The following is a 21611-nucleotide window of genomic DNA, read 5'->3' as shown; positions in this document are numbered from 1 at the left end:
TATGGAAGTGTTTATATAGTAGAACTCAATTTAAGGAGGAAGATAAAAAATGACGAATCAAGACCAATTACATGACTTGATGGGGTCTATGAGGGATTCCAAAAAGAAGTTTGATGAACTTATTGAACCGCACAGGTCTGCTTTATGGAATTACTGTAAGATGATCACCTGCTCCCCGTGGGATGCAGAGGATTTAGTTCAGGAAACGCTTCTTAAAGCTTATAGTGCTTTACCGAGAATTTTTCAACCGATGATTCCTAAGTCATATTTATTTCGAATTGCAACCAACACATGGCTTAATCAACAACGGAGAGTGGAGCCTGTATATGCTGAGGAGATTGGGTATGAGGAACCCGTATTGGTTCAGGATCCTCTGGAGACAAGGGAGGCAATGGCTCATTTAATCATTCACTTGTCGCCAAAACAGCGCGTGGCTATTCTTTTGTTTGATGTATTTCGATTTAAGGCTAAGGAAGTTGCGGAAATGTTGAACACAACTGAAGGTGGAGTCAAGTCATGTTTGAGGAGGGCGCGTATAAATCTAAAAAAGATTGACGATAAATCACTACACCCCTCTACAAAACCAGATGAGAGTAAGGTAGCGACTCCTAAAATTATTGATGCCTATTTAGATGCTTTCAACAGAAGAGAGCCAGATGCCATTGCGCAGCTGTTGGATAACGAGGCAGAAAATGACATTGTAAATACATCGTTTGAATATGGTAAGGAGACCATTCGAAAGCACTCTCTCGAAGGCTGGGCCAGGGATCCGATGCCGATGGTTGCCTCCTATATAGAGCTTTGGGGCAAGCCAATTGTGGTAGTGAAAACTAAAGTAGATGGAGTGGAGCATGTTTATGACCTCATTGAGCTTCAAATTGTTGATGATAAAATTACCCAAAAACGGGACTTCTATTTCTGTCAGGATTTATTAGATGAAGCAGCTAAGGAGTTAGATCTACCTGTGCATAAGAATGGCTATATTTATCAGGGTTAGACTACAATTGAAATAGAAATTCATGTTTTCAATTTAAAGAGATAAGTGGTGAAGAAAATGGAAACAGGAATTGCAATTGCAGGAGGCTGTGTTCCGAAGTTTGCAGCCATAGGGGTGCTAAGAGCCTTGGATGAAGAAGGGATTACCATCACTCATATAGGCGGCACAAGTGCAGGTTCAATAGTGGCAGCTTTGTATGCCTATGGTTACACATCTCAACAAATTGAAGATGCTGTCTCCACAATGGGGAAGCATCATATGGATGTCAATTGGAGCGGAATTATTCGTAGGTTTTGTTTTTTTCGACGAAAGCTTGATGGGGGGGTTAAAGGAGATAAGCTTCAATCCTTATTAAATCGAATGACTCATGATGACCTTTTCTCAGCTTGTCAAATTCCATGTGCTGTTGCGGCAACAGATATAAGAAAAAAAGAACCCGTAGTGATTGCTAGTGAAGAGGTAGCTGGGTACACCACAATCACCAATATGCCTATGGATCAAGCAGTACGGGCAAGTAGTTCAATTCCGGTTTTATATAAGCCAGTAAGATGGGGTGATCACATCCTTGTTGATGGGGGATTGATGAGAAATTGTCCAGTTGATGTGGTGAAAAATCTAGGTGCGAAACATATTCTAGCCATCGATCCCTTATCAACGTTTGAAGAGAGAGAACCATTTGAAGATATGTCCACGATTTTAAACCAATCAATGACAATTTTATTAGAAGAGCAAATGAAGGAAGAGCAGGATTCAGCAGATATTTGTTTAAAGCCAAACTTAGGGGACGTCGGACTGTTTGATTATGATAAAATTTCTGATTGTATTGAAGTTGGATACCAATATACTAAAGAGCACATAAAGGATATTCTAACATCATTAATGAAATAGATGAACACAGGAGATGAACGGATTTTGTTCATCTCTCTTTTTTTGCACAAGTTAATGTCCCAAAAAATTCAACAAGCATAAGCTTTTATTAGAGATTTTATAAATTTTTACGGAGTATGCTAAATATACGAAATGGATAATAATTTTCAGAATAGGATTGACAACCTAGTTGATTATAATTATCATTATCAGTGAGTCTCAATTGATAATGTTTTTCAATTATAATCATGAAATAATACATAATTAGGAGGAAACGAAATGAAAAAAAGCCTTATCTTACTTTTAACTAGTATATTATTCGTATTAGCAGCATGTGGGGGTACGAATGATCAAGAAGGAGACAATGCTGATAATCAAGAAACGGAAAATGGTAACTCAACAGAAGAAAGCACATCTGTTACAATAAAGGATGTTTACGGGGAGCAAACGATTGATGGAACTCCAAAAAGGGTTGTTGTTTTAGAATGGGTTTATGCTGAAGATTTATTAGCTCTTGGTGTTCAACCTGTTGGGATGGCAGATATTGAAGGGTATCATAATTGGGTGAACATTGATGCGGAACTATCTGGTGAGGTTGAAGATGTAGGAACTCGACAAGAACCAAACCTAGAAGCGATCTCAAGATTAAATCCCGACTTAATTATTACAGCAAGCTACCGCCATGATGCCATTATGGAAGATTTAAAATCAATCGCCCCAACCCTAGCATTTAACCCATATCCTGAGGATGAAGATAGCGATCAGTATCAGGAAATGACAGAAACCTTCAAGAAAATTGCTAAAGTAATGGGGAAAGAAGATCAAGCTGAAGTAGTGCTTTCGAATATGGAAGGAACCTTTGAAGATGTTAAAACAAAATTAACAGAGGGTGGATTTGAAGAAACGCCTTTTGTGTTAACACAAGCATACAGTGGACAAAATACTCCAACCATCCGCTTGTTTACTGAAAACGGAATGGCTACCATGATTATGGAGAAACTGGGATTACAAAATGCTTACGATGAAACCAACTGGGAAGTTTATGGATACAATCAAACTGATGTTGAAGCACTACAAAACTTCCAAGATGCCCATTTCTTCTATATCGTTCAAGAGGACGATAATGTCTTCGAAAATCAATTAAAGGGCAACCCTGCATGGGAAAACCTTGATTTCGTTAAGAATGATCGGATGTATCAATTACCTGGAGACACTTGGACATTTGGAGGTCCACTATCAGCTGAAACCTTTGCCAATCAGATTGCTGAAGTCATGTTAGAAAAGAAGTGATGTAGATGTCAGGTGTAAATAAATGGATAAAGGCGGTTCTCACCTTTGGAGGGGGAGCCGCGCTTTTGTTTGTCTTAGCCTTTATACATATCAATCAAGGAAATGCACAAATTCCTTTTGGGACCGTGCTAGATGCAATACTTTCGCCTGAAGATACCTTGGAACACCACACAGTCCGTTATTTACGTCTTCCAAGAGTGGCAATGGGCATTCTGGCCGGTGGTGCTTTAGCCGTTTCCGGTGCCGTTCTTCAAACCGTTACTAAAAACCCGTTAGCCTCAGCAAGTACACTAGGAATTCACTCTGGAACCTTTTTCGCTGTTGTGTTTGCAACCGTATTCTTTCCTGCAGCCTTAGGGGCAAATGGGTTGTTTGTAGCGATGGCAGGGGGGCTTCTGACGGCCTTCTTAGTTTATACTCTCTCAGGTGGTGGAGCCACATCAACACCTGTCAAAATGGTGTTAGCTGGTATGGTAGTGAGCATCATGTTTTCCTCGTTCACTTCTGTACTCCAAATCTTTTATGAATATGAAACGAGTGGTTTGTTTTTATGGGGTGCAGGCTCTTTAGTCCAGAATAACTGGAGTGGGGTTCAATTTGCTCTACCCCTTGTCGTTATTAGCACAATCGCCTTATTTATCATGTCTAATAAGCTTGATATTTTACGGCTTAGTGAAGAGGTTTCCACATCCTTAGGTCAAAATGTGAACCGAGTCAAGCTCCTCTCACTATTAAACGCTGTATTTTTAACAGCAGTTACAGTGAGTGTTGTCGGGCCAATTGGATTTGTGGGTCTTATTGCTCCACATCTCGTCAAATTAATTGGTTATAGAACTCATGCTCTTTTAATTCCTGCTACATTTATTTGGGGAGCCAATGTACTAGTAGGAGCTGATGTGTTGGCGCGTGTGATTGATGACTCCTTTTCTGAATTACCAGTTGGTGCCATTACGGCTTTAATAGGTGCACCTTGGTTAATCCTACTCGTCATATGGAAACACAAATCGAATGCTGATGAGAAGGGAGCTATTTCAGCTGGTAGAGCCAACATCCCAATACCGATGAAATTCCTTTTTCCTTCATTATTTTTGTTACTAGGAATCGCAATTTTCCTTGGAATCTCAACAGGGAATTACGGGATGGAAATAGGGTATACGCTGGATACTTTAATGGGAAACACCAATGATTTCATGCGTAATCTAATATTAGATTTGCGCTTGCCGAGAATTCTAGTAGCTGCTGTTAGTGGGGCAGGGTTAGCGATTGCTGGGCTCGTTTTACAGGGAATTTTGAGAAATCCGTTAGCAGACCCATCTGTTATTGGAATAACATCTGGTGCGGGTGTAGGAGCTTTATTAGTTTTATATGTCCTAAGTTTGCCTGCTTTCTTTATACCAGTTGGAGCGTTCGTTGGTGCCATTGTAGCTTTCTTATTGATTATGCTTTTCTCCTTTAAGTCTAATTTTCAACCATCTGTAGTTGCGTTATTAGGTATTGGTATCTCAGCTTTCGGGTCATCTATAATTCAAATCCTGGTAGTCGAAGCAGACCTAGGAGTAGCATCTGCTTTAACCTGGTTATCTGGAAGTACCTATGCCAGAGGATGGCCAGAATTACTGCAATACTTACTCGTACCGATTGTAATTTTAGTCCCACTACTATATATACAAATGAAGAAATTGGATGTCCTTTCATTAGGAGATGACACAGCATCAGGATTGGGATTACAAGTAAAATCAACTCGCTTTGTTATGGCGATGTTAGCGACGATATTAGCGGCGGCATGTGTAGCTACAGTCGGGACTATTGGTTTTATCGGATTAATTGCCCCGCATCTAGCTCGAATTTTAATCGGTCCAAATAACAAACAGTTACTTCCTTTAACTGCAATTACCGGTGCCATCTTTTTAACTATAGCGGATATTTTAAGCCGTACCTTGCTTGTACCCAAGGAAATTCCTTCTGGAGTTTTAGTGGCATTAATCGGTGCTCCTTACTTTTTATGGTTAATGAAACGGACGAATACAGTGCGACGATAATGAAGGAAGAATATTGAAGGTGCTTGATGCAAAGTCTATGGATAACCTATGGACAAGGAGGCACTTTTAATGTTCTATCACGTCAAGGAATTGCAGTATAATGCTAAGCCAGAACGACCAGATCCGGTTTATGCAAAAAAGCTTCAGGAAATACTCGGTGGACAATTTGGTGAGATGACAGTCATGATGCAATACCTTTTTCAAGGATTTAACTGTCGCGGTGAGAAAAAATATCGAGATATGATCTTAGACATTGGAACTGAGGAAATTGCTCATGTCGAGATGATAGCTACCATGATTGCTCATTTGTTGGACGGTGCACCTGCAAAAGAACAGGAGGAGGCAGCAAAGGATCCTGTAGTGGAGGCAGTGTTAGGTGGAATGAATCCACAGCATATGATTGTGTCAGGCTTAGGGGCAACGCCGACAGATAGTGCAGGTTACCCTTGGAATTCTCGCTATATGATCTCAAGTGGAAACTTACTGGCGGATTTTCGGGCCAATCTGAATGCAGAATCACAGGGGCGTTTGCAGGTTGTAAGATTGTATGAGTCCACAAGTGACCCTGGCGTACGAGATATGCTATCATTCCTTATTGCAAGAGATAAGATGCATCAAAACCAGTGGATGGCAGCCATAGAGGAGTTGGAGCAACAACAATCTGCAGTTGTTCCGAGCACTTTCCCTAAAAATCTAGAAAAACAAGAGGTTGCCTATTCCTTTATGAACTTCTCTAAAGGGACAGAAAGTGAAAAAGGTAGCTGGGCGCATGGGCCTGCAATGGATGGACAAGGTGAATTTGAATATATTGAAAATCCAGAGGCGATGGGACAAATCCCAGACCTCACTCAACCACCTAACTATGTGCATGGAACTCCAACACCGGGGCAAATGCCGCCTGGAACAGAGGGTGCTGAGTATGAACAAGGAAATATGGATCAAGGTCCGCTTAACTAATGAGAACCCAGCAGGATTACTGCTGGGTTTTGGTTTTGTTGATGGAGGTGAGTGCTTGTGGTGGGTATGCTGAAGTTTAGTGCGGGTATGCTGAAGTTAATTCGTATTTTGCTGAACTTCACTCGTGAAATGCTGAAGGGAGGGTTATATGCTGAAGTAGACTGGGATTTTGCTAAAGGCGAGGGTGTGGATGCTGATGACTGCGTTTCAGATGCTAAAGGTCCGATCATATTTGCTGAACCCGACCAAATGCTGAAGAGTGAGCTGGTTATGCTAGAGTTGCCCAGTCAATAGCTAAAGCCCACTTGCGAAATGCTGAAGCACAGGTTAAATGCTAAAGTTTACAGTTTTAATGCTAAAGCCGAGGATACCCACGCTAAACTCCACGCCTCAAATGCTAAACACCCTCACCATCTTGCTAAAGAGGCCCACTAGCCAAACCATCTCCACCAAAGTGAATGCTAGAAAATATGATATAATACCATTAAAATCCGAGCAGCAAATCAAGGAGAGGATCGATTGAATTTTTACATTGCATCTAGTCTAAAAAACAAAGAAAAAGCACGTTACGTTGCAAGTAGGTTAAAGGAATATGGGTTTTCACTTACATATGATTGGACGAGGAATGCTCCTGCAGAAACCTATAGCGAACTAAAAGAAATTGGGGAAATGGAGAAAGAGGGCGTACGTCAAGCGGATTTTTTAGTGATGATAATGCCAGCAGGAGTTGGTAGCCACACAGAATTAGGAATGGCTCTGGCCATGAGGAAGCGCGTTTATCTTTATTCTCCTGATCATGATATATTTGACATCCAAAATACTAGTACATTTTATTATGTGAACGGAATTCATAAATTTGTGGGTTTATTAGACAACTTTATTAGTGAAATTCACCATTATGAAGGGAAGCTGCTTCATTAGTTCGCCCTTATGAAAAAAGGGATAACCATTGGATTGGGTATCCCTTTAAAATATTATTTATCCCAATGTTCCTCCAAAAACTCATCCCGACCGGATTTGGCGCGGTCCTCTTGATACTCATCAGGATTTTTTTTGTAAAAATCTTGATGGTAATCCTCTGCCGGATAGAAGGTTTTCGCAGGCAAAATTTCCGTTACGATTGGTGCTTTAAACTTGCCGCTTTCTGCTAGCTCTGCTTTTGTTTTCTCGGCTAATTGTTTTTGATTCTCGTTGTGATAAAAAATAGCCGTTCGATATTGATCCCCGCGGTCATGGAACTGTCCTCCTGCATCTGTAGGATCAATTTGCTGCCAATAAAGCTCAAGTAATTTTTCATATGGAAACAAACTTGGATCAAAGGTGATTTGTACCGCTTCGTAATGACCTGTTTCTCCTGTTTTGACTTCTTCATATGTTGGATTATCTACATGCCCGCCTGTATAACCAGAAATTATTCCTTCAATACCTTCCCATTGGTCGAAGGGTTTGACCATGCACCAAAAACATCCCCCAGCAAATGTTGCTTTTTCGAACTGATTGCTCATATGACACCATTCTTTCTTTTTATAAGTGTAAAAAGTATATCATTATAAAGGAAAAGTATTCAATAAATTTAATTAGTTTGAAAATATCCTTAAGTGTATGTTTTGTTACAGACGTAATAAAATAATTAGTAATAAACATATAAGATAGAGGAGAAGGTCGATGCTACAAGCATTATTATGGGGAGGACTTGCAGGTTCTGCCCTTTTTATTGGGGCGTTGATTGGACTTTACTTCGATATTCCGAAGAAGATTATCGCTTATGTGATGGCGTTTGGGTCTGGAGTTCTGATTGGGGCTGCAGCCTTTGAAATGCTATATGTAGCTGCAAAAGAGGAAGGGCTTGTACCTACGACAATTGGTTTCCTTGCTGGGGCAGCCTTATTTACTATTATTAATTCCTTACTGGCTAAGAAGGGAGCAAGTCAACGGAAACGATCGAGTAAAAATCCAGAGGGACATTCGGGACTTGCTATATTCGTAGGGACGATTATTGATTCTTTGCCAGAAGCTGTGGTTATCGGAATAAGTATGATTGATATGTCTGTTAGCCTAGTTCTTGTAATTGCTATTTTTATTAGTAATTTACCCGAGGGGTTATCCAGTACCATTGGGTTAAAGCAGGATCAATATTCAAAAATGAAAATTCTTACCCTTTGGATTGTAGTGTTTATCCTAACAGCTTTAAGTTCGTTGGGGGGGTATGTATGGTTAGACAGTGCTTCAGGTCATTGGATAGCTTCTATAAATACGTTTGCTGCCGGGGGTATTATTGCCATGGTCAGCTCCACTATGATGCCTGAAGCCTACAGTGATGGAGGAAGAATTGTAGGTTTAATCACTTCTGTTGGTTTAATTCTATCGCTTATTCTTACGTTTATCTAAGAGCGCCGTTCTCATCAAACGGCGCTTACATACTTAAGATGTAGTAAATTTTGCTTCTACTACCGACGTTACTTCTAATAAACCGGGTTCAATCGGGGTGGTTGGGCTTTCGGTTGATATTCCTAATACTAGATTTCTTGGTCTATCGTCCTCTGGTTGAATCCTTTCTTTAATCTGATATGGGATAGTTTGAATCGAGATGTTTAAAGTCTCTCCAACAAGCTTTGCTTTTTCCTGAGCATTTTGAATGGCTTTTTGGAGGGCTTGTTGCTTATAGGTAGAGGGATTAGAAACGGTCATTTGGATATTTTTGACAGTATTTGCGCCACTTGAAACAGCCGAGTCAATTAATGGAGCAACTTGATCGATTTGGTCAATGGTTACATCGATAATGTTGGTCACTCGATATCCGCGAAAGATTTGTTCACCGTCTTTATAATCATATTGGATATCGATTCGGTAGGTACGGGTTTGAATCTGATCATTCGATACATATTGTCGTACAGCTGAAATGACATTAGATGATGTTTGAGCATTTGTTTGTTGAGCTTGTTGTAAATTTTGATCTTCTGTGACAACTCCTAATGAGATAATCGCTCGATTGGGCTGAATGGATACTGTACCTTCTCCTAATACTTTTAGTGAAAATGAATTTTGCTGCGGGGAGCGCATTAACTGGTAGGATGGAAAAGCGTTGGGGTTATACATAGAATCACTTCCTTTGTTTGCTTTTTACCAATTTATTCTTATTTATACACAATCATCAATAAAACGTTAAAGGAGTGACGGGATGAATGTCGGTATGTTTTTAGACCGGGATGGAGTCATCAATGAAGTACTCAGCTCTCGTGTGAAGTTCGTCAACAAACCTAAAGACTTTCATTTACTAGACGGAGTGGGAGAGGCAATTAAACTTTTTAATGATGAGGGCTTTAAGGTCTTTGTGGTTACTAATCAAGGTGGGATAGGACTTGGGTATATGAAGGAAACGGCCTTACATGATATTCACCAAAAAATGGTGGATGATTTAACTAAGTATGGCGCAAAAATAGATGATGTCACTTATTGTCCACATAAGCCCCATGCAAACTGTGCCTGTCGTAAACCAAAACCGCAGATGATTTTAGATTTGGCTGACAAGCACGAAATTGATTTGGAAAATAGCTACATGGTGGGGGATCGTGAACCAGATATAGTGGCCGGAAAAGAAGCAGGAACGAAAACAATTTTAGTAGGCGATAGAAAAGATGAAAAGGCAGATGCTGATATGTTTTTTCCTGACCTTCTATCCGTGGCTAATTGGATAGTTGAGGGTAAATAAATGTGATTAACCTGTGATTTATATCATGACATTACAGCCAATAAGGTGTTATAATACCAATACAGAAAGCGTTTACATACTTCTTGGATGGAGGGTTCGCTTATGATGTTTGAATCTAGTTATAGAAGACAGGCTCTGAAAAAATGGGAGGAAGATAAACCAGAATTAAAAAAAGAGCTTAATGAACGTATTCAACATGAAAAAAAGCAAACGAAGGATCCCATCATGTATGTATTGACCTCTATTGTTGCATGGTTTACCCAGCATTAATTGATAAAAAACCCTTGAACTTGTGTTTGAAAAACACTAAGTTCAAGGGTTTTCTACTTTTAGTGACCTGATGGAGATAGCCCAATTTTCTCAACCAACTGGTTACTTTCCTGATTTAAACCAATGATTGTTACGGAAATATTCATATTATTATATTTTTTCTTTACCTTTGCAATCGCATTAACAGCAGAATGGTCCCAGATATGGGCATGAGAAAAATCGATAATAACCTGCTCTGGGTCTGTGTCATATTGAAAGCTATCGATAAAGTTTGATGTGGAGGCAAAAAATAATTGCCCTGATACAGTATACGTTTTGGTTTCATTGTCTTGTTTAGAGGATACTTTGATTTGAGCCATTTTCCAGCCAAATACAAGTGCACTAATAATAACACCTGCAATAACCCCTTTAGCTAAGTCGTGGGTATAAACGACAATTCCAACAGTTGTGACCATCACAAAGGCATCACTGCGTGGAATTTTCGGCAATTCACGTAAGGACTGCCAATCAAAGGTGCCAATGGACACCATAATCATGACCCCAACTAAGGCTGCCATTGGAATCATGGCCACAATCTCACCCATTACTAAAATAAGGAAAAGTAAAAAGGATCCTGCTACAAGTGCGGAAAGACGGCCTCTACCACCTGACTTCACGTTGATTACAGATTGTCCAATCATGGCACAACCAGCCATTCCACCGAAAAAGCCGGCTACCACATTGGCAATCCCTTGACCACTTGCTTCCTTGTTTTTATTACTTTTGGTATCCGTCATTTCATCCACAATCGTAGCGGTTAATAACGATTCAAGTAAACCAACAATCGCAAGTGTTAATGAATATGGAAAAATAATCATTAACGTTTCAAGGCTAAATAAAACCTCAGGAACTTGGAAGATAGGAAGCTTACTTGTAATTTGCCCCATATCCCCAACTGTTGAAAGGTTAAATCCTCCAGCGATTGCGACAACAGTCATAACGATAATGGCAACTAGTGCTGAAGGAACAGCTGTCGTTAATTTAGGTAACAAATAAATAATGGCGAGTGTTCCCAAAACAAATGCATACATCACCCAAGATGCACCTACAAAGTGTTGAAGCTGTGCTAAAAAGATTAAAATAGCTAACGCATTGACAAACCCAATCATAACCGAGTGGGGAATAAAGGTAATAAAACGACCAAGCTTAAATATACCAAATAAAATCTGAATAATTCCGGTTAAAATTGTAGCGGCAAATAAATATTCCACACCGTAATCGGCAACCAAGGTTACCATCAAAAGGGCCATAGCTCCAGTTGCAGCTGAAATCATTCCAGGTCGTCCACCGACGATGGCAATGGTTACCGCGATACAAAAGGATGCGTATAATCCAACCATTGGATCAACACCTGCTATAATCGCAAAAGCAATAGCCTCAGGAATGAGTGCAAATGCGACCGTAATGCCTGCGAGGGTGTCTCCTTTAATATTTCCAAACCAATCCTTCAAGTTGTCTTCACCTCGTTTTTTTTGTAATGATTTTCGACTCTCACGAAAATCGTTCCGTTGCACACAAGAATTGATTATACACAGGTTTGTCACAAATTCATAGTTCGAAAAAAACAAATGAAAGCGTTTGTTTCGCTAATTTAATTTGATTTTCGCTTAAATACTTCTGAAAATGAAAAGTGATTGGGCTAGGTCGAAAATAATAGCACAGGCCTCATAAGTTAAGTATTTTTAATTTTTTGTACTTTGTATTATCATAGTAGAAGAGATTATAAACAAAGGGGAGGAGAACAAATATGAGTGAAAAGGTACAAATTAAAGTGAACGACAATGGTTCCTTGCGAGTTACAGGAGACGTAGAGTTAGTGGATAAAGAGGGGAATGCATTCGAAACAAAAGCAAGCTTTTCCCTGTGTCGCTGTGGGCATTCATCAAATAAACCATTTTGTGATGGAACCCATAAAAAGATAGGATTTGAGAGTCAGCCAAGAGCTAAGTAATTTTGGAAAATCCGTGAGCTAGGATAGGTTCACGGATTTTTTAATGAAAAGTCATAGGCAGGACTAAGAGTTTTTAATGACGAATATTATAATGAAAATATAAAAGGTGGGAGTTGCTTGAAGGAAAAGGTTGGTCAATGTCAAACCTGTGGTCAGGATGTCTTCTGCATGGATGGTTTTTTAGATGGGGTTCATGAGAATGGAAAGCTCCAGTGTTTTTCCTGTGTTGAAAGTGAAGAAAACGAACGGGATTGAAACTATTGGCTTTAAGGGAGAGATGATGATGTTAAAGAAATGGTTAGCCAGTGTTGGAATTGGAAGTGCTAAGGTAGATACACAATTAGACAATACCCAGCTTGAACCAGGGCAGGAGGTTCAAGGTAAGGTTGTCATTCAAGGTGGAAACACAGAACAACAAATCGACCGCATTCAGCTTTTTGTTATGACAGAAGTGGTGCGTGAAAAGGATGACCGTAAAGTATATGATAATGTTGTTCTTGACTCCTTTTCAATTGGTCAATCCTTTGTGATTCAAGAAGGGGAGAGAAAGGAGATTGATTTTCAGTTTACTCTACCAGTTCATACGCCACCTACTTTCAAAAAAACAAAGGTATGGATACAGACTGGGTTAGATGTTCCGAATGCCATTGACCCAAATGATCGAGATTTTATCCAAGTCAAACCACACTCATATATGAACATCCTTTTAGATGCGTTAACGAATCATCTTGGCTTTCAGCTGAGAAAAGTGGAGATGGAATATTCCAGACGATATCGTTATGTTCAAGAATTTGAATTTTTACCAGGAAACGAATTTCGTAGAGACTTAGATGAACTTGAGGCTATGTTTTTTATGAAAGAAAACGGAGTGGATGTCCTCTTACAGGTCGATCGCCGTGCAAAGGGAATTGGTAGCTTATTTGATGAAGCTTTGGATATGGATGAAAGCTTTGTAAGACTTACCTTCCCTGCTAATGAATTGAAGTCGGATACTTCAAGTGTTGCGGATACATTAAGGAGGACGATTCAGCAGCATAGTTGATTTCGTTCCAGCTGTCTTAGTGATAGGAGCCATGTTAAAATGGAGTTAATAAGGAAGAAATGGAGTTGTCTATACCGTGAAGAAACTATCGTTCATACTTATGGCTTTTGGATTGGGCTTGTTAATCTACTCAGGCTGGAATATTTGGAGTGCAAATCAAAACCAAAAGGAATCCCTGGCTGAGGCTAAGGAGCTAGTAAATCCTGAATCGAATAAAAATAATAACCAACAGGAAAAAATGTCGGCGGAAAATTTCACGGCTAATGATGGCGATGTGATCGGTATGCTGCACCTGCCTGCAATAGATGGTGAATTGCCCATTGTGGAGGGAACAAGTGAAGATGATTTAGAACAAGGGGTAGGACACTACAGTTCAACAGTTTTACCTGGTCAAGGAAATCAGATTTTATTATCAGGTCATCGTGATACGGTTTTTCAAAAAGTAGGGGAGCTCCAATTAGGTGATGAGCTTATTGTCGATTTACCCTATGGAAGCTATACATATGAAATCGCGGAAACAGAAATTGTAGACGCGGATGATACAACTGTCATCAGGGACTATCCTGAAGAAGTGTTGACTCTTTCCACATGTTATCCATTTGGTTTTATAGGAAATGCTCCAGAACGGTATATTATTTATGCTTATCCTAAATAGGGTTTGATGGGTTTGATTTAATTGCTTGAACAAATACGGGTAATGGGCGTCATGAGTAGTTTATGACGCTCATTTTTTTTGTTTGTGTTGATTTTTCGTACGTCATAATCCTCTATAGACCCATCAGGACATAAGTCGTATCTCCCATCCAACCCACCACATCCTTTTTGCCATTTTTAGGAAATAAAGAAGGTAATCGTACATAACCCTCGAATTTATAACATGAAAAATTAGAAAGGATGTGGGGTTATGAAGCGCTTGAAAGTTTCCAGTCTTCTCATGACGATTCTTATGTTAATGGTGACACCGTCATTTGTGGCTGCGGATGCATCTTCAAATGGAGAGTCCAACCAAGCTTTTGATAATAAGATTGTAAAGAGGGTGGATGTAGATAATATTTATCAGCATATTTCTTATTTATCTGAAGAAATCGGTTCTCGAGCTGCAGGGACAGAAGGTGAATTACAGACAGTAGATTATTTGGTTGAACAGTTTGAAAGTTATGGGTATGAGCAAGTCGATGTTCAGGAGTTCACATTTACCTCATGGGGTGGAGAAGAGATTACCTCTTACAACGTGGAAGCTGTCAAAGAACCAAAGAAAAATCATGACACAGGTCAACAAATTATTGTGGGCTCCCATCATGATAGTGTTGCTTGGGGACCAGGAGCAAATGACGATGCTTCAGGTACAGGTGCACTTCTAGAGTTAGCTAGAGTATTCGCTAACACACCTACAGATACAACGATTAAGTTTGTTGCATTTGGTGCAGAAGAAAATGGCCTGTGGGGATCTCGTAAATACGCCGAAGCCATAACGGAAGAGGAAGCCGAAAAGACGGTTGCTATGTTCCAATTAGATATGGTGGGGAGTGCTGATGCGGGTGACTTAGTGATGTTTACTGCAGACGGTAAACAAAACACTGTGACAGACTTAGGTGCAGCAGCCGGTTCGCGGGTTAGTGAGGATGCTGTACCATATAGTGAGCTTGGCCGCAGTGACCATGTTCCATTCCATAACCTAGGTATTCCAGCTGCCCTATTTATTCATACACCACTTGAGCCGTGGTATCACTCAGAGGATGACATCATTGATTATATTAGTAAGGAAAAATTAAAGGACGTTGGAAATATTGTGGGGGCTGCGGTGCATCAAATTGCACGCAAGGATACACCTGCGTTAGAGAGGTCAAATGTTGCTCCAGTGCCTGTTAATTATGAATATGAAGAACCTGAGTTATAAAATAAAAACTCCTTCACGCTTTATGTGTAAAGGAGTTTTTAACAGGTTTGCTCAAAATAAAGATGATTATGAAGACTGCAGTTTGGATTAAAAGCTATACGACAATGTGGACATTGATACTTGCTTGTAATGTATTCATTTACCGTTAAAATATAATTACAATTACCACACAACACATGTGGTTGATGAAAATCAGTCTTTTTAACAGACATGGCTTGGTGGTTCGATAGTTCTTCATGACACTTATAACAGGCATAAAAGGTTTCACAGCACCCCATACGAATAGCGATCACATCTTCATTAGAGTGGTAATGCTTGCATCTTGTCTGCGAATCCATATCTACACCTTTTATTGAAATGCCCATTGTTATCCCTCATTACGTAATGTTTATCTCCATTATACCGTAATGAAGGCATGAAAAATAACCCTAATAAGGGCTATTTTTCATCATTTCTTTCTTCCTCAAGTGCTTCCTCAGTATAAGGATCTATTTCATAGGGCTTTAAGTCACCAAATACGCTCATGGTTCCTTCTTCATCCAGATCTTCTTCATAGTCTTCGTGTCTAGGAGAAGGGTAGACCTGAACATTTTTGCCTTCGATATCATTCCCAGCAAAATTCTCATAATCTTCAACATAACCGACTCTGTCCTCGGATTCGATGTACGTTTCGTTATAGTCATCAGGTGCAACAGCAAAGTCCGATGGAGTATTGGAAGTGCCCCATTTGGCAACCTCCTGCCAGGAGTCCTCTGCATCATACATGACAGCATCAGTGTCGTCATATTCAAATTTTCCAAATGGTGGTAATAATACCCCTTCCTCAATCGGACGTTGGGTAGATGTGTGTTGCTCAGGGGTATGATCAATACAATAAGTAGTGGTTGGCAAAGCCTCCAAGCGTTCTACTGGGATCTCTTTCCCACATACCTGACATTTCCCATAGGTCCCTTCTTCAATCGCTTTTAACGCGTGATTAATTTCTTTTAACTCATCCTCCACGTGCTCATTTAACGCAATATCCTTCTCTCGCTCATATAATTCAGACCCCTCGTCGCCGGGGTGGTTGTCGTAGCTTGATAATTCACCTACTGACTCATGATAATGGCCTTTATTTAAATCGAAATGATCATTTCCCTTAAAACGATCCTCAATGTCTTTCTTCGCCTTCTGCAATTGAGAACGGAAGGTAGATAATTGTTCATTCGTAAGCATAATCAAGCTCCTTCCTTATCTTCATCATATATGCCTATTGTTTGTTGTACTTGAGAAATTCATAAAGGTAAATCCATCGAGTAGAGGAGTTTTTTTCCTTATCGTAAAAAAAATTCAAAAAAGTAATTGACAGAAGATTTATTATTTTTTATACTACTTTTAAGGTTCATTACATAAAAATGAATCTAATTACAAAAATTTCATAAAATCTCTTATCCAGAGTGGCGGAGGGAAAGGCCCTGTGAAGCCCGGCAACCTTCAAGTGACGACTTGAAAAGGTGCCAAGTCCTGCAGATCGAATGGTCTGAAAGATAAGGGGAGGAATACGCATATTAACCCTCTTCTTATTGAAGAGGGTTTTGTAGTGTTCACCCTCTTACCGATTTAAACTAAACTGAAGGAGTGGTAAGAATGAGTCAAGAAGAAAATTTAGGACGTGAAACTTTACTATTACATGGGGGACAGGAGCCAGATCCAACTACAGGCTCACGTGCTGTTCCGATTTATCAAACAACATCTTATGTGTTCCGCGATACAGAGCATGCCCAAAATTTATTTGGATTACAGGAAGAAGGAAACATTTATTCTCGAATCATGAACCCGACTGTCGATGTTTTTGAAAAAAGAGTTGCATTATTAGAAGGAGGCACCAATGCTGTTGGTCTGGCATCAGGAATGGCCGCCATTTCCTTATCAATTCTCAACATTGCCAGTGCTGGTGATGAGATTGTTGCCGCAACGGATTTATATGGAGGAACCTTTAATTTATTTTCTGTTACATTGCCGAAATATGGTATTAATGTAAAATTTGTAGATCCAAAAGACCCAGAAAATTTCAGAAAAGCAATTAATTCAAAAACGAAAGCCATATTTGCTGAAACAATTGGGAATCCTAGTTTACACGTACTTGATATTGAAGCAGTTGCGAATATTGCTCATGAAAATGAAATTCCATTACTTATTGATAACACATTTGCGACACCTTATTCCTGTCGTCCAATTGAATGGGGAGCAGATGTCGTCATCCATTCGGCAACTAAATGGATTGGTGGACATGGAACGGTTGTAGGTGGTGTCGTTGTCGATGCCGGCAAATTTAATTGGAACAATGAAAAATTCCCAGATTTTGTTGAGCCTGACCGCAGCTATCATGGGATTCGTTATGGAATTGATCTCGAAGGAGCCGCTTTTGGTACTAAGCTTCGTGTTCAATTATTGCGTGATTTAGGTCCTTGTTTAAGTCCACAAAATGCATTCCAGCTTATTCAAGGATTAGAGACGCTTCATTTACGTGTACCTAAGCATAATGAAAATGCACTTGAAGTCGCGAACTTTTTACAAAATCATGAAGATGTAGAATGGGTATCCTATCCAGGACTATCTAATCATCCTTCCTATTCCTTGTCCGAAAAATATTTTGAGCAAGGTCCAGGATCTATAATTGTATTTGGTATTAAAGGAGATCGAGAAGCAGGACGCAAGGTTGTTGACAACATTGAACTATGGTCTCATTTGGCGAACGTAGGTGATGCTAAGTCATTGATTATCCACCCAGCATCTACAACACATCAGCAGTTAAGTGCAGAGGAATTAAAGCAGGCAGGTGTAACGGAGGAATTTATTCGACTATCTGTAGGTCTTGAATCACCAAAAGATCTTATAGCTGATTTGGATCAAGCCATTAAGAAAGCAGTTAAACAGCCTGTATAATCTAAAATTCTCATACCCTAAATAAGGTATAAACACCCGTATCCGATCGAGTTATACTCGAGGAACGGGTGTTTTTGTTGTATCTTGCTATGAAGATATTGGTTTTAAATGAATTTTTCGACACATTTTTTGAAATATTTGTCAGGTATTATACAGGTTTGTTACATTTTCTAAAAAACTATTTATTTATGTTCGTATTCTATGGTAGATTGGTAAAGTGAAAAAAGATGGGTAGATAAAAAGAACCAGAAAAATGGGAGGAACGAGAAAGTGCTTTATAATAAGAACAACCTAACATCACATAAGAATACGCAAAAGGCACTTATCCCTAAGGTTGTATTAACTACATGCCTAAGTATAGGGATTACATTAGGCTCAAGTACTGTACAAGCAGAAAACAATGACAATGAATTACCAAAAGTATTTCATGTCTATATAGATGGTGAACTTATCGGTTCGGTAGGGAGCAAGGATGTTGTCAAATCGTTTATTGAAGAAAAAGTCTCTGAGGAAGAAAAAACTCGTGAGGATGATCTTCAATTAACAGTAAGTCAGGATATTAAATATGTTCCTGAAGTGACGTTCAATCCTTCATATAACAATCATCAAGTGATTAACCAGTTGAAAGAACAAATCTCTTATAGTGTACAAGCTATTAAAATGGAAATTGATGGAGAACTTGTTGGTTATTTTAACGATAAAGAATCTGCAAAAGAAGTATTAAACACATACATGGAAAAATACTTACCAGAAGATGTCGTTGAAAAATTTAATGATCCTGATTATGAGCCAAAAAAGGACATAAAGCTATCAGTTGGCCAATCTACTTATTTAGACGTTTCATTTGACGAGAAAGTTTCACTTGAAGAGGAAAAAATTAATCCGAATGAATTGTTGACCCATGATCAAGCACTGCAATTATTGGAAAGAGGTACAGTTGCAGATAAAATTCATAAGGTTCAAGCAGGTGAAGCATTAAGTACAATTGCTGGAAAATATGATTTGTCAGTACCAGAATTATTGTCGCTAAATCCAGAGATGAGTGAGGATTCCGTTATTCAAATTGGACAAGAAGTCAATGTAACAGGACTTGAACCATTTCTTGATGTAGTGGCAACTGAGGAAAAGATAGTAGACGAAACCATTGATTATAAAACAGAATACAAAGAAACTGATGAATTATATAAGGGCCAAACTCAGGTTAAGCAATATGGACAAGAAGGAATGAAACGTGTTCACTATCGTTTAACAAAGAAAAATGGCCAAGTAGAAAAACGTGAAGTCCTTGAGAGTGAAACGATTAAAGAACCAGTAAATAAGATTATACTTGAGGGAACAAAAGTTATCCCTTCACGTGGAACAGGCAGCTTTAGATGGCCAGCTGCTGGCGGCTTTATTACGAGCGGTCTTGGGCAAAGATGGGGAAGCTTCCATAAGGGTATTGATATATCCGGCGTTAGCAACCGCTCCATTTATGCAGCTGACAATGGGGTTGTAGAATCCGCTGGATGGAATAGTGGCTATGGTAAACAAGTTGTCATTAACCATCGCAATGGTTATAGAACTTCTTACAGCCATTTATCATCCATTAATGTAAGTCCTGGTCAAACGGTTAAAAAAGGACAAACTATCGGAGTTATGGGCTCAACCGGAAATTCAACAGGAGTTCATTTACACTTTGAATTGTACAAAAATGGAGCTTTACAAAATCCGGCATCATATTTCTAAAGATGAGTTCAAGCAGGAACCTTTTTGGGTTTCTGCTTTTTTACTTGAGGAGAGTGAGGGCTGGGTGTTCAGCATTTGAGGATTGGTCTCTAGCTTTTATGTAGTGGACTATAGCTTAGAGAGCTCAAACTTTAGACAAAAATTCATCTACTTTAGCATTTATAAAGTTGTTCAGCATTTGTAGCGTTTCTTTAGCGTTTTTGAAGAATCTTCAGCGCCCACACTGTAAACTTCAGCATCCCCAGAACATTCTTCTGCATCCGACCCGCACTGTCATATTCACCACCCCACACAAACCCACCATAAACTTCCAAAAACACTTCACTTTCATCTCACCAACCTAGGCGTCTGTGCATATTGTATAGCACATCACTGTAAAAGGTGGACTGAAAAAGGATGGTGTTACAAAAATGGGGTTAGAATTTAGCCATTTACTATACGGTCTTTTCACAATACTCATCATCATTACCATGGTATTCCGAAAAGGTGTTGTGCTACCTACTTTACTAGGAACCTTTTTAGTTGCATGGGCATTTAAAGGTAGTGTGATTAGTGGATTTACAGCCATTTTTAATGCAAACCTCGTCGCTGCTCAAGAGTTGTTTAACATCTTCTTAATTATTACCTTTATGGTAGCGTTGTTACATGCATTAAAGGATTTAGGTGCAGACCAGCGAATGATTAAACCTATACAAAAATTTATGGTCAATGGTCATGTATCGTTCTTTGTGCTAGTTGGTGTAACGTATGTTATTTCTTTATTTTTCTGGCCTACGCCTGCCGTACCACTTATTTGTGCATTGCTAGTGCCAGCTGCAATTCGATCAGGTCTTCCTGTCATGGTGGCTGCAGTTGCGGTTGCTTTAGCTGGGCAGGGGATGGCACTGTCATCTGACTACATTATTCAAGTTGCTCCGGAGCTGTCAGCATCTGCTGCTGGGATTGATGCGGGCGTATTATCAGATCGAGCTCTAATTTTATCAGTGGTTACAGGCTTTGTTGCAATTGGTCTAGCTTATTTATTTAACAAAAAATATTTTCGGCCTAAAAATGATCCGTTAAGTGAACAGGAAATTCAATCGATGCAGGGGTTTACAGAGAGCAAAAATACTGCCAAAACGTCTAACATTTCAACATGGAGTAAAATTTTTGCAATACTTGTTCCTTTATCCATGCTAGCGGTTATGTGTGTAATGATTTATTCAAAATTAAATTCTGGTCGTATGGGTAGTTTTGAAGGGGGAGATGGTGCTGCTTTTATCGGTGGCGTAGCAGTTATACTCTTATTGCTTGCCTCTGTTGCTTTTGGTAAACACAAAGCTTTAGATAATATTAGTCAACACATTACAGATGGTTTTGTTTTTGCCTTTAAGGCGATGGGACCTGTTATACCAATTGCTGGATTTTTCTTTTTGGGTAGCTCTGATTTTGCTGGAAGTATTCTCTCAATAGGCGAAGATGGGCAAACACCTGCTTTCCTATTCGATATCGTAGAAGCTACCCAAGGAGTACTACCACAGAGCACCATTCTGGCCGCATTTAGTATTTTAATCATCGGGATCATCACCGGTTTAGATGGGTCAGGATTCTCAGGGCTACCATTAACGGGGTCCTTATCTGGATCTCTCTCCACAACAGGAATGGATCCAGCCACGCTTGCCGCCATTGGGCAAATGGGATCTATTTGGACTGGGGGAGGAACCATCATTGCCTGGTCATCATTAATTGCCATTGCCGGATTCTGTGGCATATCTGTTATGGAGCTAGTTCGAAAAAATTTCGTCCCTGTCATATTAGGCTTAATCGCCTCAACCATATTTGCTATACTGCTATTTTAATCATGGGACAGTTCCCCTTTAACGCTTTAGCGAAAGGGGGGACTGTCCCCACTTTCGCTAAA

22 protein-coding genes and 1 riboswitch are annotated in these 21611 nt (G+C 39.5%); of the genes, 17 read left to right on the top strand and 5 right to left on the bottom strand.

Annotated features, from left to right (window positions below; all coding sequences use genetic code 11):
• Positions 1-49 precede the first annotated feature (49 nt).
• The 7 genes from GH754_RS04730 (at position 50) to GH754_RS04700 (ending at position 7071) form a co-directional block, all read left to right on the top strand.
• Positions 50-997: a sigma-70 family RNA polymerase sigma factor gene (locus GH754_RS04730; protein ID WP_153727563.1), complete on the top strand. Its 948-nt coding sequence runs from the start codon at positions 50-52 to the stop codon at positions 995-997.
• Between the two features lie 57 nt (positions 998-1054).
• Positions 1055-1885, top strand: a complete 831-nt coding sequence (locus GH754_RS04725) for a patatin-like phospholipase family protein (protein WP_153727562.1) — start codon at positions 1055-1057, stop codon at positions 1883-1885.
• Positions 1886-2143: 258 nt separating this feature from the next.
• Entirely contained in the window at positions 2144-3154 is a 1011-nt protein-coding gene (locus GH754_RS04720) for an ABC transporter substrate-binding protein (protein WP_153727561.1), read from the top strand.
• 5 nt (positions 3155-3159) lie between these two features.
• A complete protein-coding gene (locus tag GH754_RS04715; RefSeq protein WP_153727560.1) occupies positions 3160-5193 on the top strand; it encodes an iron ABC transporter permease in 2034 nt (677 codons plus the stop codon).
• 69 nt (positions 5194-5262) lie between these two features.
• Positions 5263-6150 (top strand): manganese catalase family protein, encoded by an 888-nt coding sequence (locus tag GH754_RS04710; protein WP_153727559.1) that lies wholly within the window; start codon positions 5263-5265, stop codon positions 6148-6150.
• Between the two features lie 57 nt (positions 6151-6207).
• On the top strand, positions 6208-6444 hold the full coding sequence (locus GH754_RS04705) for a hypothetical protein (RefSeq protein ID WP_153727558.1): 237 nt from the start codon (positions 6208-6210) through the stop codon (positions 6442-6444).
• A gap of 225 nt (positions 6445-6669) precedes the next feature.
• Positions 6670-7071 (top strand): nucleoside 2-deoxyribosyltransferase, encoded by a 402-nt coding sequence (locus tag GH754_RS04700; protein ID WP_153727557.1) that lies wholly within the window; start codon positions 6670-6672, stop codon positions 7069-7071.
• 53 nt (positions 7072-7124) lie between these two features.
• Here GH754_RS04700 and msrA read toward each other — a convergent pair whose 3' ends face one another.
• Positions 7125-7655: a peptide-methionine (S)-S-oxide reductase MsrA gene (gene msrA / locus GH754_RS04695; protein ID WP_153727556.1), complete on the bottom strand. Its 531-nt coding sequence runs from the start codon at positions 7653-7655 to the stop codon at positions 7125-7127.
• A 160-nt stretch (positions 7656-7815) separates the two neighbouring features.
• Between msrA and GH754_RS04690 the strand changes: the two genes are divergently transcribed.
• Positions 7816-8538, top strand: a complete 723-nt coding sequence (locus tag GH754_RS04690; protein WP_153727555.1) for a ZIP family metal transporter — start codon at positions 7816-7818, stop codon at positions 8536-8538.
• Positions 8539-8571: 33 nt separating this feature from the next.
• Here the strand turns inward: GH754_RS04690 and GH754_RS04685 are convergent, their stop codons facing one another.
• On the bottom strand, positions 8572-9246 hold the full coding sequence (locus GH754_RS04685) for an SIMPL domain-containing protein (protein WP_228550125.1): 675 nt from the start codon (positions 9244-9246) through the stop codon (positions 8572-8574).
• A gap of 82 nt (positions 9247-9328) precedes the next feature.
• On the opposite strand from GH754_RS04685, the gene GH754_RS04680 reads away from it, so the two are divergent.
• Entirely contained in the window at positions 9329-9859 is a 531-nt protein-coding gene (locus GH754_RS04680) for a D-glycero-alpha-D-manno-heptose-1,7-bisphosphate 7-phosphatase (protein WP_153727554.1), read from the top strand.
• A 102-nt stretch (positions 9860-9961) separates the two neighbouring features.
• Positions 9962-10129 (top strand): hypothetical protein, encoded by a 168-nt coding sequence (locus GH754_RS04675; protein WP_153727553.1) that lies wholly within the window; start codon positions 9962-9964, stop codon positions 10127-10129.
• A 59-nt stretch (positions 10130-10188) separates the two neighbouring features.
• Here the strand turns inward: GH754_RS04675 and GH754_RS04670 are convergent, their stop codons facing one another.
• Positions 10189-11619, bottom strand: coding sequence for a SulP family inorganic anion transporter (locus GH754_RS04670; RefSeq protein WP_153727552.1), 1431 nt, complete (start codon positions 11617-11619; stop codon positions 10189-10191).
• Between the two features lie 296 nt (positions 11620-11915).
• On the opposite strand from GH754_RS04670, the gene GH754_RS04665 reads away from it, so the two are divergent.
• The 4 genes from GH754_RS04665 to GH754_RS04650 all read left to right on the top strand — a co-directional run bounded on the left by GH754_RS04665 (position 11916) and on the right by GH754_RS04650 (position 15058).
• Positions 11916-12119 carry a CDGSH iron-sulfur domain-containing protein gene (locus GH754_RS04665; RefSeq protein ID WP_153727551.1) on the top strand — a complete coding sequence of 68 codons (204 nt, stop codon included), beginning with the start codon at positions 11916-11918 and terminating at the stop codon, positions 12117-12119.
• Between the two features lie 184 nt (positions 12120-12303).
• Positions 12304-13161 carry a sporulation protein gene (locus GH754_RS04660; RefSeq protein ID WP_323741858.1) on the top strand — a complete coding sequence of 286 codons (858 nt, stop codon included), beginning with the start codon at positions 12304-12306 and terminating at the stop codon, positions 13159-13161.
• 76 nt (positions 13162-13237) lie between these two features.
• Positions 13238-13816 (top strand): class D sortase, encoded by a 579-nt coding sequence (locus tag GH754_RS04655; protein ID WP_323741857.1) that lies wholly within the window; start codon positions 13238-13240, stop codon positions 13814-13816.
• Positions 13817-14065: 249 nt separating this feature from the next.
• Positions 14066-15058 (top strand): M20/M25/M40 family metallo-hydrolase, encoded by a 993-nt coding sequence (locus tag GH754_RS04650; protein WP_153727550.1) that lies wholly within the window; start codon positions 14066-14068, stop codon positions 15056-15058.
• A 38-nt stretch (positions 15059-15096) separates the two neighbouring features.
• Here GH754_RS04650 and GH754_RS04645 read toward each other — a convergent pair whose 3' ends face one another.
• Positions 15097-15396, bottom strand: coding sequence for a CHY zinc finger protein (locus tag GH754_RS04645; RefSeq protein WP_228550145.1), 300 nt, complete (start codon positions 15394-15396; stop codon positions 15097-15099).
• Positions 15397-15496: 100 nt separating this feature from the next.
• Positions 15497-16273 carry a yteA family sporulation protein gene (locus tag GH754_RS04640; RefSeq protein ID WP_153727548.1) on the bottom strand — a complete coding sequence of 259 codons (777 nt, stop codon included), beginning with the start codon at positions 16271-16273 and terminating at the stop codon, positions 15497-15499.
• 209 nt (positions 16274-16482) lie between these two features.
• Positions 16483-16591: riboswitch (SAM riboswitch) on the top strand.
• Positions 16592-16684: 93 nt separating this feature from the next.
• Here GH754_RS04640 and GH754_RS04635 point away from each other — a divergent pair.
• The 3 genes from GH754_RS04635 to GH754_RS04625 all read left to right on the top strand — a co-directional run bounded on the left by GH754_RS04635 (position 16685) and on the right by GH754_RS04625 (position 21549).
• Positions 16685-17983, top strand: coding sequence for an O-acetylhomoserine aminocarboxypropyltransferase/cysteine synthase family protein (locus GH754_RS04635; RefSeq protein ID WP_153727547.1), 1299 nt, complete (start codon positions 16685-16687; stop codon positions 17981-17983).
• Positions 17984-18253: 270 nt separating this feature from the next.
• Entirely contained in the window at positions 18254-19711 is a 1458-nt protein-coding gene (locus GH754_RS04630) for a M23 family metallopeptidase (protein WP_323741856.1), read from the top strand.
• Positions 19712-20121: 410 nt separating this feature from the next.
• Positions 20122-21549, top strand: coding sequence for a hypothetical protein (locus tag GH754_RS04625; RefSeq protein ID WP_153727546.1), 1428 nt, complete (start codon positions 20122-20124; stop codon positions 21547-21549).
• Positions 21550-21611 lie beyond the last annotated feature (62 nt).

The organism is Salinibacillus xinjiangensis, assembly GCF_009649735.1.
Taxonomy (GTDB): Bacteria; Bacillota; Bacilli; order Bacillales; family Alkalibacillaceae; genus Salinibacillus; species Salinibacillus xinjiangensis.
The sequence above is the reverse complement of the archived record's forward strand: the minus strand, read 5'-3'. Positions and strand labels throughout refer to the sequence as shown.

Excerpts from the sequence above, each read along its gene's own strand:
- GH754_RS04665 (WP_153727551.1), top strand. The coding sequence starts at position 11,916 with ATGAGTGAAAAGGTACAAATTAAAGTGAACGACAATGGTTCCTTGCGA.
- GH754_RS04685 (WP_228550125.1), bottom strand. The coding sequence starts at position 9,246 with ATGTATAACCCCAACGCTTTTCCATCCTACCAGTTAATGCGCTCCCCG.
- GH754_RS04715 (WP_153727560.1), top strand. The coding sequence starts at position 3,160 with ATGTCAGGTGTAAATAAATGGATAAAGGCGGTTCTCACCTTTGGAGGG.
- GH754_RS04725 (WP_153727562.1), top strand. The coding sequence starts at position 1,055 with ATGGAAACAGGAATTGCAATTGCAGGAGGCTGTGTTCCGAAGTTTGCA.
- GH754_RS04660 (WP_323741858.1), top strand. The coding sequence starts at position 12,304 with ATGGGGTTCATGAGAATGGAAAGCTCCAGTGTTTTTCCTGTGTTGAAA.
- GH754_RS04710 (WP_153727559.1), top strand. The coding sequence starts at position 5,263 with ATGTTCTATCACGTCAAGGAATTGCAGTATAATGCTAAGCCAGAACGA.
- GH754_RS04640 (WP_153727548.1), bottom strand. The coding sequence starts at position 16,273 with ATGCTTACGAATGAACAATTATCTACCTTCCGTTCTCAATTGCAGAAG.
- GH754_RS04625 (WP_153727546.1), top strand. The coding sequence starts at position 20,122 with ATGGGGTTAGAATTTAGCCATTTACTATACGGTCTTTTCACAATACTC.
- msrA (WP_153727556.1), bottom strand. The coding sequence starts at position 7,655 with ATGAGCAATCAGTTCGAAAAAGCAACATTTGCTGGGGGATGTTTTTGG.
- GH754_RS04730 (WP_153727563.1), top strand. The coding sequence starts at position 50 with ATGACGAATCAAGACCAATTACATGACTTGATGGGGTCTATGAGGGAT.
- GH754_RS04675 (WP_153727553.1), top strand. The coding sequence starts at position 9,962 with ATGATGTTTGAATCTAGTTATAGAAGACAGGCTCTGAAAAAATGGGAG.
- GH754_RS04720 (WP_153727561.1), top strand. The coding sequence starts at position 2,144 with ATGAAAAAAAGCCTTATCTTACTTTTAACTAGTATATTATTCGTATTA.
- GH754_RS04680 (WP_153727554.1), top strand. The coding sequence starts at position 9,329 with ATGAATGTCGGTATGTTTTTAGACCGGGATGGAGTCATCAATGAAGTA.
- GH754_RS04645 (WP_228550145.1), bottom strand. The coding sequence starts at position 15,396 with ATGGATTCGCAGACAAGATGCAAGCATTACCACTCTAATGAAGATGTG.
- GH754_RS04690 (WP_153727555.1), top strand. The coding sequence starts at position 7,816 with ATGCTACAAGCATTATTATGGGGAGGACTTGCAGGTTCTGCCCTTTTT.
- GH754_RS04650 (WP_153727550.1), top strand. The coding sequence starts at position 14,066 with ATGAAGCGCTTGAAAGTTTCCAGTCTTCTCATGACGATTCTTATGTTA.
- GH754_RS04635 (WP_153727547.1), top strand. The coding sequence starts at position 16,685 with ATGAGTCAAGAAGAAAATTTAGGACGTGAAACTTTACTATTACATGGG.